Here is a 12,981-nt window from a genome sequence, read left to right as displayed (position 1 = left end):
GCGCGGCGCGCGGACGGCACCGGGACGAGCAGCACCGGGCCGGCGGACGGTCCGGCGTCCAGGACGGCGCGGGCGACGGCGGCCAGGAGGCCCGCGGCCAGCGCCGCGGTGAGGTCGTGGCGGCCGTGGTCCTTCCACGCGACGACGGTCTCCCGGACGGCGCCGTCGTAGTCGGCGACCGCGGTCACCGGTGGGCACCCCGGGGCGGGGACGTCGTCCACCTGTGCGGCCGGTCCGGCGAGCAGGTCCGCGCACGAGGGGCACAGCGGGACGTCGAGCCGGCCGCAGCCGGCGCACGCCACCGGCAGGAGCGCGCCGAGCAGCGCCGTCCAGCCCTCGGCGAGCGTGCCCACCCGACCAGCGTGCCGCGCCGGCCCGCCGCCGCGCCCCGCGCCCTGTGGACACGGCCGCCCGCAGGGAACGGGCCGAGCGGTCAGCCGGCGAAGGCGGGGTCGCTGAGCGGCACGTCCGCCGGCACCGGCACCCACTGGGCGCCGGCGCGCTGCCAGAGCCGGCCGTCGGCGGAGCCGATGACGACCGCACGGGGGGTGGACCCGGCGGCCAGCGACACCACCGGCACGTCCTCCGGCAGCGGGACGAGGGGCTCCGTCGGGGCACCGAGGGGGTCGGCGAGGTACACCCGGTCGACGTCCTCCCCGGCGCGGCGGCCGAGCACGGCGGCGGACGCCTCCCCGGTCCAGGCCACCTCGCTCACCGCGACCAGGGTGGGGTCCAGGGACGCTCCGGACGCCCGGGTCAGGCTCAGCGGGCGCCCGTCCCCGGTGCGCTCGACGGAGGCCAGCTCGACCCGGTGCGCGCCGCTCGGGTCGACCGTGGCGAGGAGGACCCGGGCGCCGTCCCGGGCGACGCGCAGGGAGGAGACCCGCCGCCCGCTGAGCCACGGGGCGCTGACCTCGACGACCTCCCCGCCGGGCCGGGCCACCGGCAGCAGCCCGGTGGACACCCGCGGGGTCGTCCACACCCAGCCGTGCGGGTCGATGGACGGCGCGAGCAGGTCCGTCCCGGTCAGCAGCTCCTCGGGCTCGGCGGTGCCGGGCACCAGGTACAGCAGCCGGGTGCGGTCGGCGTCCAGGGCGGCGTAGGCGGCGGTGGACCGGGCCGGGTCGGTGAGGGTGAGGCCCTCGGTCACCGGCAGGTCCTCGACCGGGCGGACGGTGCCGCCGCGCACCTCGACCAGCCCGTCGGGGGAGGCGGCGACCGCGACGGACTCGGCGCCGGGGTCGCGGACCAGGGCCGGCAGCGAGTCCGGCAGCACGAACTCGCCACCCTCGACGGTGACCCGGACGGTGGCCACCGCGGGCACCGGCCGCAGCGTCGCCTGGAGCTGGGCCTGCATGAGCGCCCGCTCCTGGGCGCCGGCGTCCAGGGCGGCCCGGGTGAGGTCCACCCGGGCCTCGCCGCCGACCACCGGCACGGCGGGCGGGCGGGTCAGCGCCGTCCCGGGGGGGAAGCCGGTGCTGACGGCGGGGGCCAGCCACGGGGAGGGGCCGCGCAGCAGCTCGGTGACGATCGACGTGGCGATCGCCCGCCGCTCCGCGAACCACCGGGTCTCCGGGACGAGGTAGCCGCCGGTGGCGTCCACCCAGTACAGCTGGTGCGGCGTGAACGCCAGGTCGAACCCGGCCTCGTCGACGACCAGGCCGTCGGGCAGGTCGGCGATCCGCCACTGCCCGGACGTCTGCTCGAGCCGGTAACCGACCTCGTCCCGGGTGCCGGGGGCGGCGACGGTCAGCCGCCCGTTGGCGTCGACCCGGGCGGCGACCTCGTAGGACACGGTCGCGGTCACCGGCTCGTCGGGTGCGGGCCGGGCGTCCTCGGCCAGCACGGCGCCGCCCTGCTCCAGGGTGGCCTGCGCGCTGCCGTCGACCATGACGGTGATCCCAGCGCCCGGCCGCCAGCTGCGCGCAGCCTGCGGCACCAGGTAGGCCCGGGCGAACGCGTGGTCGTCCTCCACCCCGGACGCCGCGAGCAGGAAGCCGCGGATGACGTCCAGCGGGGCCGCGCCGTCCGGTGGGGAGACCGGCTGGAACCGCAGGCCACGCTCGGGGGGCGGCACGGGGGCGCCGGTGCTCACCGGCCCGCTCGTCGGGATGGCGGCGCAGCCGGCGAGGGCCAGTCCCCCGACCAGTCCGCCGACGAGCACCCGGACCAGCGTCCCGACCCGCGCCCCGAGCGGGCGCCGCGGTCTAGGCACGTGTGCCTCCCGGGGCGGGCGCGGGGTCGCCGGCCCGGGGACCGGGGGACGACTCCGGCCCGGACCGGGCCCGCTCCGGCCACCTGCCCAGCGGCAGCGGCGAGTCCGGGCCGAGCGGGCTGCCGGCCCGGCGCGGGAGGGTGAGCCGGAACACGGCGCCCAGACCGGGCCGGCCGTCGACCTCGAGCCGGCCCCCGTGCAGGTTCGCGTCCTCGGCGGAGATCGCCAGCCCCAGCCCGGTGCCGCCGGTGGTCCGCGCCCGCGCCGGGTCCCCGCGCCAGAACCGGTCGAAGACCCGCTGGACGTCCTCGGGGCGCAGCCCGACGCCGTGGTCGCGGACGGCGACGGCGACCGCGTCGGCGTCCGCGGCGAGGGTCACCTCGACCGGCCGGCCCTCCCCGTGCTCGACGGCGTTGAGCACGAGGTTGCGCACGATCCGCTCCACCCGGCGGGAGTCGACCTCGGCCATGCACGGGGTCGGCGGGACGCTGACCTGCAGCCGGCTGCCCCGGCGCTCGGCGAGCGGCGCGGCGAGCTCGACCACCCGGTCGACGATGCCGCGGACGTCGAGGGCCTCGACGTCCAGGGCGGCCGCCCCGGCGTCGAACCGGCTGATCTCGAGCAGGTCGGCGAGCAGCGCCTCGAACCGGTCGATCTGGGTGGCGAGCAGCTCGGCGGACCGGGCCACCGCGGGGTCGAACTCCCCGCGGGCCTCGTGCAGCACCTCCCCGGCCATCCGGATCGTCGTCAGCGGGGTGCGCAGCTCGTGGGAGACGTCGGAGACGAAGCGCCGCTGCAACCGGCTCAGCTCCTCCATCGCCTCGATCTGCTGGCCGAGACTGGCGGCCATCTCGTTGAAGGAGTGGGCGAGCCGGGCCAGGTCGTCCTCCCCGCGCTCGGGCATCCGCTCGTGCAGCTGGCCGGCGGCGAGCCGCTCGGCGACCGCGGCGGCCTGCCGCACAGGGGCGACGACTTGCCGGGTGACGACGTACGCGACGCCGCCGACGAGCAGGACCAGCGCCACCCCGCCGAGGACGAGGACGTTCTGGACGGCGTCCAGGGTGGCCTGCTCGGTGGACAGGTCGAAGACGAAGTACAGCTCGTAGGCGCCCGCGCGGGGCACCTCGACGAGCTCGCCGACGGCGATCGCGGGGCGCACCTCGCCACCGATCTGCGGGACGCCGATCGACTGCCAGCGCTGCGGTCCGCCCTCCCGGACGGCGGCCCGGAGCTCCTCGGGCACCACCGACGGGACGACGCCGGCGGAGAACACGTTGCCGATGGCGGCCGGGCTGTCGTTGCCCGGCGGCCGCAGCAGCAGCACGTCACGCTCCCGGCCGGGGGTGGACACGTCCTCGAGCTCGGCGCGCAGGTCCTCGGCGACGAGCCGCAGGTCGCGCGCCGGGTCGGCGTTGTCGAGGGACTGCTGGGCCCGGGCCATCCCGGCGCGGGCCTCCTCGAGCACCTGGTCGCGGCGGCTCTCGAACAGCCGCTCGCTGATCTGGTCGGCGAGGTAGACGCCGATCAGGCTGACGACGACGAGACCGAGCAGGACGGTCGTGCCGACCACCCGCAGCCGCAGCGACCGGCGCAGCGCGTGCCGGCCGCGCCGGCCGGCTGCCAGCAGCCACCGGGGCAGCCCGCGCAGCCGGCGCAGCAGGGCGCTCATCCTCAGGCGGGCCCGGCCTTGTAGCCGACACCGCGCACGGTGACGACGATCTCGGGGTTCTCCGGGTCCTTCTCGATCTTCGAGCGCAGCCGCTGCACGTGGACGTTGACCAGCCGGGTGTCCGCGGAGTGCCGGTAGCCCCACACCTGCTCGAGCAGCACCTCCCGGGTGAACACCTGCCACGGCTTGCGGGCCAGGGCGAGCAGCAGGTCGAACTCCAGCGGGGTCAACGAGATCGGCTGGCCGTCGCGCTTCACCGAGTGCCCGGCGACGTCGATGGTGAGGTCGCCGAGCTGCAGCACCTCCGGCAGCGGCTGGTCGGTGCGGCGCAGCCGGGCCCGGACCCGGGCGACGAGCTCCTTGGGCTTGAACGGCTTGGGCACGTAGTCGTCGGCGCCGGACTCCAGGCCGAGGACGACGTCGACCGTGTCGCTCTTGGCGGTGAGCATGACGATGGGGACCCCGGACTCGGCCCGGATCAGCCGGCACACCTCGATCCCGTCCTTGCCGGGCAGCATGAGGTCGAGCAGGACGAGGTCGGGGCGGTGCCGGTGGAACGCCTCCAGGGCGTCGTCCCCGTTGTCGCACAGCACCGCCTCGAAGCCCTCGCCCTTGAGCACGATGCCGACCATCTCGGCGAGCGCGGTGTCGTCGTCGACGACGAGCACCCGGCCCTTCACGGCGTCACCTGCCTGCACATGGCCCCATCGTCGCACCTGCCAGCTGCCCGGTGGCCGAGGCGGCCCGTGGCAGGATGGCGAGCCGTCGGCCGACCGCCGGCCGGCGCGAGGAGGGGGTGGACCAGTGAGCGGCCCGACGCAGGGCTGGGCGAGCCCCGACGGGGACGCCGCCGGCACCGGCGGCCCTCCGCAGCCCGGCCCGGCCCAGCCCCAGCCCGGCCCGGCCCAGCCCCAGCCCGGCTGGGGCCCGCCGCCGGCCGGGCCCGGGTACCCGCAGGTGCCGGTCGCGCCCCGGCCCGGCGTGGTCCCGCTGCGTCCGCTGCGGCTCGGGGAGATCTACGACGGCGCCTTCCAGGCGGTGCGCTCCAACCCGGCCGCGATGGTGGGTGCGGCCGCCGTCGTCGTCACCGTGATGACCGCCGTCCAGCTGGTCCTGCAGGCCTGGATGGGCGGGAGCCTCGGCCGGTTCCTCAGCGCGGTGGAGGAGGACCCCCAGGCCGTCCCGGACACCGGGCTCATCGCCGACACGCTGAGCACGACCGGGCTGGCGGCGGTGGCCAGCCAGGCCGTCTCGGTGCTCGCACTGTCGGTGCTCACCGCGATCGCCACCGTCGTCGTCGGCAGTGCCGTCCTCGGCCGGCGCACCGGCGGCAGCGAGCTGTGGCAACGGGTCCGCGGGCGGCTGCTGCCGCTCATCGGGCTGACCCTGCTCGTCGGCCTGGTCACCGGCGGCGTCGTGCTGGCCGTGCTCGTCCCCGGGCTGGTCGTCGTCCTGGTCGAGCCGGTCGTCGGGACGGTGCTGCTGCTCGTCGGCCTGCTGGCCGCGCTGGTCCTGGGGCTCTGGATCGACACCCGGCTGGCGCTGGCCGGCCCGGCGCTGGTGCTGGAGGAGCAGCGGGTGCTCGCCTCGCTGCGCCGGTCCTGGCGGCTAAGCTCCCGCGGGCTGCTGCGGCTCGTGGGCATCCGGGTGCTGACCTACCTCATCGTGCTCGTCACCGTCGCCGTCGTCGCCGCCCCGTTCCAGCTGGTCGGTTCCCTGTTCGCGCCGGCGGGCGGTGACCTGGCCGCCGCGCTCTCGCCCACCCTGCCGCAACTGCTGCTCACCGGGCTCGGCTCGGCGGTCGCGGCGACGATCGTCTACCCGTTCGCCGCCGCCGTCACCGCGCTGCTCTACGTCGACCAGCGGATGCGGCTCGAGGGCCTGGACGTCGAGCTGGCCCGGGCGGCCGCCGAGGCCCCGTGACGCTCCTGGCGGCACCGTTGACCCCGGACGCCGGGCAGGCGCGCCGGTGGGCGCGCGACGAGCTGGCCCAGGAGGTCTACGCCGAGGCTGAGCCCGATCTGCTGTCCCGCGCGGTGTCGTGGCTGCTGGAGCAGCTGTCCCGGCTCGAGCTGCCGGACACCCCCGGGTCCCGGCTGTGGCTGGTGGTCCTGCTCGTCGCCGTGGCGGTCGGGGTCCTGGTCGCCCTGCGGCTGGCCGGTCCGGTCCGGCTGCGGCGGCGGCGACCGCCGGCGGGCGACGTGCTCGGCGGGACCACCCGCACCGCCGCGGAGCACCGGCGGGCCGCCGACGAGGCCGCCGCCGCCGGCCGCTGGGACGTCGCGGTGCAGGAGCGGTTCCGGGCGATCGCCCGCGCGCTGGACGAGCGGGCCCTGGTCACCCTCGGCCCGGGCCGCACCGCCGACGAGGTGGCCCGGGAGGCGGCCGTCGTCCTGCCGGCGCACGCCGATGAGCTCCGCGAGGCGGCGCGGGTCTTCGACGACGTCCGCTACGGCGGCCGGCCGGCAGGCCCGACCCAGGACGAGCGGCTGCGGCGGCTCGACACCGACCTCGCCGCCACCCGGCCCCTCCAGGACGTCGGACCGGTCCCTGCCGTCGGCGCCGCGACCGCGGGGCGGCGGTGAGCGCACCGGCCGCCGTCCTCGGCGACGGCACCACCGCGCGCAGCCGCGCGGCCGCGCGGTGGCGGCGCGCCCGGCCCGCCGTCCTCGTCCTCGCCCTGCTCGCCGTGGTCACCGTCGCGGGCGTGCTGGCCCTGCCGCGCACCAGCGGTGGCGCCCTGGACCCCGGCTCCGCCGTCCCGCAGGGGGCCCGGGCGGTCGCCCAGGTGCTCGGTGACCAGGGCGTCGAGGTGGTCCGGGTGGACAGCGTCGCCGACGCCGTCGCGGCGGCAGCCGGCAGTCCAGGCACGGCCGCCGCGGGCGGACAGGGGGCCGGCGCGACGATCGTCGTCGTCGACCCGCAGGTGCTGCCGCCGGACCGGTTGGAGGCGCTCGCCGCCACCGCCGCCGACCTCGTCGTCGTCGAGCCGGACGGTCCCGTCCTGGACGTGCTGGCCCCGGGGGTGCGCCCGGCCGGGGTCGTCGAGGCACGGACCCGGCCCGCCGACTGCGCCGCCCCCGCCGCGGTGGCCGCCGGGCAGGCGCTGGCCGGTGGACGGCTGCTGCGGGCCGCCGGCGCGGACGCCGACGTGTGCTTCCCGGACGCCGAGGACCCCGCGGCCGGGTCCTACCTGCGGCTGGCCGGTGACGGGCGCACCGTGCACCTGCTCGGCCAGGGCGGGGTGCTGGCCAACGAGCACCTGGCCGCCGACGGCAACGCCGCCCTGGCCCTGCACGTGCTCGGCGGCCACGACCGGCTGGTGTGGCTGATGGCCAGCCCGCTGGACACCGGGGCCGACGAGGACGTCACCGCCGTCGACCTGCTGCCCGGCTGGGTCGGCCCGGTCACCGGCTGGCTGGCGGTCACCGCCGCGCTGGCCATGCTGTGGCGGGGCCGGCGCCTGGGCCGGCTGGTGCCCGAGCCGCTGCCGGTCGTCGTCCGGTCGGCCGAGACCGCCGAGGGCCGGGCGTCGCTGTACCGGGCGGCGGGGGCGCGGGACCGGGCGGCCGCCGTGCTGCGCGCGGCGACGCTGCGCCGGGTCGCCGACCGGCTCGGCCTGCCCGTCGGGGCGGCCACCGACGCCACCGACGCGCTCGTCGCCGCCGTCGCCCGGGCGAGCGGGCGGCCCGAGGGCGAGGTGGCCGCACTGCTGACCGGTCCGCCGCCCGCCGACGACCGGGCGCTGGCCGCGCTCGCCGACGACCTCGACGCACTGTCCGCCGACGTGACTGCCCGACCGACACGAGAGGGACCTCCCCGGTGACCGACACGCCATCCCCACATCCGACCGGCCCAGGCCCGACTGGCCCAGACCCGCGCCAGGCCCTGCTCGACGTCCGGACCGAGGTGGCCAAGGCCGTCGTCGGCCAGGACGCCGTCGTCACCGGCCTCGTCATCGCCCTGCTGTGCCGCGGGCACGTGCTGCTCGAGGGCGTGCCCGGGGTCGCCAAGACATTGCTCGTGCGCGCCCTGTCCGCGGCGCTGGACCTGGACTCCAAGCGGATCCAGTTCACCGCCGACCTCATGCCCGGCGACGTCACCGGCTCGCTGGTCTACGACCCCCGCTCGGCGGAGTTCTCCTTCCGCGAGGGGCCGGTGTTCACCAACCTGCTGCTCGCCGACGAGATCAACCGGACGCCGCCGAAGACCCAGGCGTCGCTGCTCGAGGCGATGGAGGAGCGCCAGGTCAGCGTGGACGGCCGGCCGCACCGGCTGCCCGAGCCGTTCCTCGTCGCGGCCACCCAGAACCCGGTCGAGTACGAGGGGACGTACCCGCTGCCGGAGGCCCAGCTCGACCGGTTCCTGCTCAAGGTGACGATGCCGCTGCCGGCGCGCGGCGACGAGGTGGAGGTGCTCGCCCGGCACGCCGCCGGCTTCGACCCCCGGGACCTGGCCGCCGCCGGGGTCCGCACGGTCGCCGGTCCCGAGCAGCTCGCCGCGGCGAGCGCCGCCGTGCGCCGGGTGGACGTCGGGCGCGAGGTGCTCGGCTACGTCGTCGACGTCGCCCGCGCCACCCGCACCTCGCCGTCGCTGCGGCTCGGCGCCTCCCCGCGCGCGTCCACCGCGCTGCTGGCCACGAGCCGGGCCTGGGCGTGGCTGTCCGGGCGGGACTACGTCACCCCGGACGACGTCAAGGCGCTCGCCCGCCCGACCCTGCGCCACCGGGTGCAGCTGCACCCCGAGGCCGAGCTGGAAGGGGTCACCGTGGACGCCGTCCTGGACAGCGTCCTGGACTCCGTCGCGGTCCCCCGGTAGCGCGGTGGCGATCAGCGGCCGGGCGGTGCTGCTGGCGGTCCTCGGGCTGCCGGTGGTGGCGCTGCTGCCCGGCTGGTCCGGGGTGCTGGTGTGGGCCGGGGTCGTCGTGGCTCTCGTCGCCCTCGACGTGACCCTGGCCGCCTCCCCGCGGCAGGTGGAGGTGCGCCGGGAGGTGCCGGGCCGGGTCCGGCTCGGGGAGTCCGTGGAGTCGGTGCTCACCCTGGCGAACCGGTCCGGACGTCGGCTGCGCGCCCTGGTCCGGGACGCCTGGCAGCCGTCCGCGGGGGCGAACGGGGACCGGGCCGAGGTCGACGTGCCCGCCGGGGAGCGGCGTCGGCTGCACACCGTGCTGCGCCCCACCCGCCGCGGCGACCGGCTCGCCGACGCGGTGACGCTGCGGTCCTGGGGGCCGCTCGGGCTCGGGGCGCGGCAGGCGTCGCTGCCGGTGCCGGGCCGGCTGCGGGTGCTGCCGGAGTTCCGCTCCCGGCGCCACCTGCCGTCCCGGCTGGCCCGGCTGCGCGAGCTCGACGGCCGGGCCAGCGTCCGGGTCCGCGGGCAGGGCACCGAGTTCGACTCGCTGCGGGACTACGTCGTCGGCGACGACGTCCGCTCGATCGACTGGCGGGCCACCGCCCGCCGCCAGCAGGTCGTCGTCCGCACCTGGCGGCCGGAGCGGGACCGGCGGGTGCTCGTCGTCCTGGACACCTCACGGACGTCGGCGGCCCGGGTCGGGGACGCGCCGCGCCTGGACGCGGCGATGGACGCCGCGCTGCTGCTGTCCGCGCTGGCCTCGCGGGCCGGGGACCGGGTCGACCTCGTCGCGGTCGACCGGCGGGTGCGGGCGTCGGTCGAGGGGGTGCGCGGGTCCGGGCTGCTCGGCGCCCTCGTGGACGCGATGGCCCCGCTGGAGCCCGAGCTCGTCGAGGCCGACTGGCCGGTCGTCGTCGGGGAGGTGCGCCGCCGGCTCACCCAGCACGCGCTCGTCGTCCTGCTCACCCCGCTGGAGGCGGCCGCCGTCGAGGAGGGGCTGCTGCCGGTCGTGCACCACCTGACCAGCCGGCACACCGTGCTGCTGGGCTCCGTCTCCGACCCGGTCCTGGCGGAGATGGCCGGCCGGCGCGGCGACCCGGACGCCGTGTACGACGCCGCGGCCGCCGAGCGCACCGCACTGGACCGGGTCGCGGTCACCGGGGCGCTGCAGCGGGCCGGGGTCGAGGTCGTCGAGGGCACTCCCGACGAGCTGCCGCCGCGGCTCGCCGACGCCTACCTGGCCCTCAAGGCCGCCGGCCGCCTCTGACCCTCCCCCACCCCCACCCCTGCCCTCCCCCTTTCGTGATCATGCAATCCCGCCACCCTCAGGCACTCCCCTGCCCTCCCTCTTTCGTGATCATGCAATCCCGCCACCTCCAGGCACTCCCCTGCCCCGCCCCCGCCCTGCCCTGCCCCCACCCCCTCGCAGAATGCTGGGTTGTTGGCGCGACACGCCGGCAAAGCTGTGCCGAACGCAGCATTCTGTAGTGGACGCCCCTGACCCGACGCGGGCTGCCGGAGCTAAGTTGTCCACAGGCCTGGACGCGAGGGGTACCTCGTCCCGGTTGAGGTCGTTATCGTGCGGCCTCATGAAACCCCCCAGGGGGGCCGTCGGGCTGCTGGCCGCGCTGGTGCTCGTCGCGTGCTCGAGTGGAGCGGCGGACGAACCCGAACCGACGACGTCCGCACCTGCATCGACGTCGAAGGCGCCGACGCCCACTGCGACCGAGTCGACGCCGGCGCCGCCGGAGATGCCACCGGAGGCGCGAGAGGGGACGCCGGAAGGTGCTGAAGCTTTCGCACGGTACTGGTTCGACGCCGTCGAGCATGCTTACCGCACGGGTGATCCTTCCATCCTGAGGCAGCTCGCTGAGCCCGACTGCGTCACCTGCACCAGCCTCATCGAGGAGGTCGAGAGAGAGGCAGCGAACGGCCGGTCCTTTGAGGGCATCGACGTGGAAGTGCTCACCTCAGTCGCCGGCCCGCCGGATGAGCGCGGCGTGGTGGTGTCGATGACGCTGCGCGAGGCGGACTCCCGTGTGATCGCCTCGGACGGCTCCGTGATCCGTGAGGTACCGGGAACGGAGGCCACTGCCGTGGACGTCTACGTGTCCCGCGGCGAAGAGTGGAAAATCTTCGGCGTTGGGCTGGCGTCATGACCGCCCTAGCCGCCATCAGCCTCGTGGTCGCCCTGGCCACATCTACCACCACACCACCATCAGGCGCTTCTGACAGGGGTGGGCAGATCGTGGGTGAGACGGATGGCTCTGGTCTCACCTTTCACGGCTGGGAGGAGCGGGCACCCTGGCGAGGCGAAGGGAACGGGCAGCCAGCAGGCTCAACGTCCGGACCCCTCTACGAGTACACACACGTTCCTGCATGCTCCGGCAACACTCCCAACACCGAGGGCGCCGACGCGGGATGCGTCGACGCAGACAATGCCTGCCCCGCTGACGCAGTCCTGTACTGGCTCTTCCGCCGCGCAACCAGTAGTGGCGTCTGGACCAACAGCGGTAGCCGGTGCCTGGCGCCCAGCGAGGTGTTGACCGCGAGCCCCGTCATCCCCGGTTTCACGCTAGCTGATTTTCAGCGTCTGCCGTTGCCGGCGGGTACGCCGAACGTGGAGCCGGACAACGGTTACACGATGGTGGGGATCCCGACGAACGTGTACGCCACTGCTGAGCCGGTCACCCTTGACACCGAGCTGCTCGGGTTCCCGGTGCGGGTGCGGGCCACGCCGTCCCGGTACGCGTGGGACTTCGGTGACGGCACCGGTCACGGTCCCACCAGCGAGCCGGGTTCCCCGTACCCGGCGTTGACGATCACCCACACCTACGAGCGGGCCGACCGCTACTCGATCACGCTGACCACGTACTACACCGGGGAGTACTCGGTGGCCGGTGGGCCGTGGCTGCCGATCGCCGGAGAGGCTCAGGTCACCTCCGCGCCGGTGGACGTCGAGGCCCTCGCCGGCCGCAACCTTCTGGTCGCCGACCCCCAGGACTGACCGCCGCGTCCCCGAGGCCACGGCCGATTCGCAGGATCACGTGTACTAGCGGGCCAGGTGAACGGGGTGGTGGGATTGCATGATCACGGCTGGGAGACAGGGGGGTGGCGGGATTGCATGATCACGAAGAGGGGGTGAAGAGGGGGTTGAAGAGGGGTTTCGAGTGGTCAGGGGAGGGACGGGTCAGCCGTCAGCCTGCGGTCGGCGTGACGTCCCCGGCGTGCTCCCGGCGCACGTCGCCGGTCTCCCCCGCCGCGACCGCGCGCCGCCCGAGCACACCCGCGTAGGCGAGGAACGCCCCGAGCGCGAGCGCGCCGACCGCGATCCGCGCCCACGTCGGCAGCGGGCTCGGCGTCACGAAGGCCTCGACCAGCCCGCTCACGGCAAGGACCGGGACCAGTCCGACCGCCACGGTGAACAGGGCCCGGCCCTCGGCGGCCAGGGACGCCGCACGGCTGAGCGGGCCGGGCGCGACCCACGACCAGAACAGCCTCAGCCCCGCCGCCGAGGCGACGAACACGGCGGTGAGCTCGAGCAGTCCGTGCGGGAGGATCAGCCCGAAGAACACGTCCGCGCGGTCGTGCGCCGCCATCAGCCCACCGACGGTCCCGACGTTGAGCGCGTTGAGGGCCAGCACCCACACCACCCACACGCCGGTGACCCCGAAGGCGATGACCTGCGCGGCGACCCACGCGTTGTTCGTCCACACCTGGGCCGCGAACGAGGTCGCCGGCTGCTCGGAGTAGTAGCTCTCGAAGTCGCTCTCCACGAGCTGGCGGATCTCGGCGTCGCTGCCCATGGTCGCCTGGACCGCCGGGTCACCCGCCACCCACGCCCCCGCCGCGACGGACACGAGCAGGAAGGCTGCGGTCACCGCCGCCGTCCACCACCGGATCCGCCACAGTGCCGCGGGGAACGACACGGTCGCGAACCGGACGACGTCCCGCCACACCGGCTCGCGGGCGCCGGTGAGCCGGGAGCGGGCCCGCGCGACCAGACTGCTGAGCCGGCCGACGAGCGCCGGGTCGGGGGCCTGGGAGCGCACCGCGGACAGGTGGGTGGCCGCCCGCTGGTACAGCAGCACGAGCCGGTCGGCGTCCGCGCCGGACAGCGACCGCCGGGAGACCAGACGCTCGAGCTCGTCCCACTCGTCGCGGTGCACCGAGACGAAGGCGTCCAGGTCCATGACCGCACGCTAGCTGTTGCCACGCCCGGCGCGGCCGGCCGGCCGGGTCCCGCCGT

General features: G+C 76.2%; 11 protein-coding genes and 1 pseudogene. 7 read left to right on the top strand and 5 right to left on the bottom strand.

Features of this window, described 5'->3' with window-relative positions; genetic code table 11:
* The 4 genes and pseudogenes from ACFP6A_RS13505 to mtrA all read right to left on the bottom strand — a co-directional run.
* A pseudogene (locus ACFP6A_RS13505) lies at nucleotides 1-353 on the bottom strand (ComF family protein); the annotation flags it as partial.
* Nucleotides 354-433: 80 nt separating this feature from the next.
* Entirely contained in the window at nucleotides 434-2,215 is a 1,782-nt protein-coding gene (locus ACFP6A_RS13500; RefSeq protein ID WP_379604347.1) for an LpqB family beta-propeller domain-containing protein, read from the bottom strand.
* Nucleotides 2,208-3,884 (bottom strand): MtrAB system histidine kinase MtrB, encoded by a 1,677-nt coding sequence (gene mtrB, locus ACFP6A_RS13495; RefSeq protein ID WP_379604345.1) that lies wholly within the window; start codon nucleotides 3,882-3,884, stop codon nucleotides 2,208-2,210. Before mtrB ends, ACFP6A_RS13500 begins: the two co-directional genes overlap by 8 nt.
* Nucleotides 3,885-3,886: 2 nt before the next feature.
* Entirely contained in the window at nucleotides 3,887-4,564 is a 678-nt protein-coding gene (gene mtrA, locus ACFP6A_RS13490; protein WP_379604343.1) for an MtrAB system response regulator MtrA, read from the bottom strand.
* Nucleotides 4,565-4,688: 124 nt separating this feature from the next.
* Between mtrA and ACFP6A_RS13485 the strand changes: the two genes are divergently transcribed.
* The 7 genes from ACFP6A_RS13485 to ACFP6A_RS13455 all read left to right on the top strand — a co-directional run bounded on the left by ACFP6A_RS13485 (nucleotide 4,689) and on the right by ACFP6A_RS13455 (nucleotide 11,739).
* On the top strand, nucleotides 4,689-5,807 hold the full coding sequence (locus ACFP6A_RS13485) for a hypothetical protein (RefSeq protein WP_379604341.1): 1,119 nt from the start codon (nucleotides 4,689-4,691) through the stop codon (nucleotides 5,805-5,807).
* The gene (locus tag ACFP6A_RS13480) at nucleotides 5,804-6,469 is read left to right on the top strand and encodes a DUF4129 domain-containing protein (protein WP_379604339.1); all 666 of its coding nucleotides are present in this window, start codon (nucleotides 5,804-5,806) and stop codon (nucleotides 6,467-6,469) included. Before ACFP6A_RS13485 ends, ACFP6A_RS13480 begins: the two co-directional genes overlap by 4 nt.
* Nucleotides 6,466-7,710: a DUF4350 domain-containing protein gene (locus ACFP6A_RS13475; RefSeq protein WP_379604337.1), complete on the top strand. Its 1,245-nt coding sequence runs from the start codon at nucleotides 6,466-6,468 to the stop codon at nucleotides 7,708-7,710. The genes ACFP6A_RS13480 and ACFP6A_RS13475 overlap by 4 nt, the downstream gene beginning before the upstream one ends.
* Nucleotides 7,707-8,702, top strand: coding sequence for an AAA family ATPase (locus tag ACFP6A_RS13470; RefSeq protein WP_379604336.1), 996 nt, complete (start codon nucleotides 7,707-7,709; stop codon nucleotides 8,700-8,702). The genes ACFP6A_RS13475 and ACFP6A_RS13470 overlap by 4 nt, the downstream gene beginning before the upstream one ends.
* A 4-nt stretch (nucleotides 8,703-8,706) precedes the next feature.
* Entirely contained in the window at nucleotides 8,707-9,999 is a 1,293-nt protein-coding gene (locus tag ACFP6A_RS13465; protein WP_379604334.1) for a DUF58 domain-containing protein, read from the top strand.
* A gap of 322 nt (nucleotides 10,000-10,321) precedes the next feature.
* On the top strand, nucleotides 10,322-10,891 hold the full coding sequence (locus tag ACFP6A_RS13460) for a DUF6318 family protein (protein ID WP_379604332.1): 570 nt from the start codon (nucleotides 10,322-10,324) through the stop codon (nucleotides 10,889-10,891).
* Between the two features lie 440 nt (nucleotides 10,892-11,331).
* Nucleotides 11,332-11,739, top strand: coding sequence for a PKD domain-containing protein (locus tag ACFP6A_RS13455; RefSeq protein WP_379603721.1), 408 nt, complete (start codon nucleotides 11,332-11,334; stop codon nucleotides 11,737-11,739).
* A gap of 190 nt (nucleotides 11,740-11,929) precedes the next feature.
* Here ACFP6A_RS13455 and ACFP6A_RS13450 read toward each other — a convergent pair whose 3' ends face one another.
* On the bottom strand, nucleotides 11,930-12,925 hold the full coding sequence (locus ACFP6A_RS13450; protein ID WP_379604330.1) for a stage II sporulation protein M: 996 nt from the start codon (nucleotides 12,923-12,925) through the stop codon (nucleotides 11,930-11,932).
* Nucleotides 12,926-12,981 lie beyond the last annotated feature (56 nt).

The sequence above is a fragment of the Quadrisphaera sp. GCM10027208 genome (genome assembly GCF_042658805.1).
Lineage (GTDB): Bacteria > Actinomycetota > Actinomycetes > Actinomycetales > SCSIO-59966 > SCSIO-59966.
Note: the sequence above shows the minus strand (reverse complement) of the source record. Positions and strands in the feature narration are given on the sequence as shown.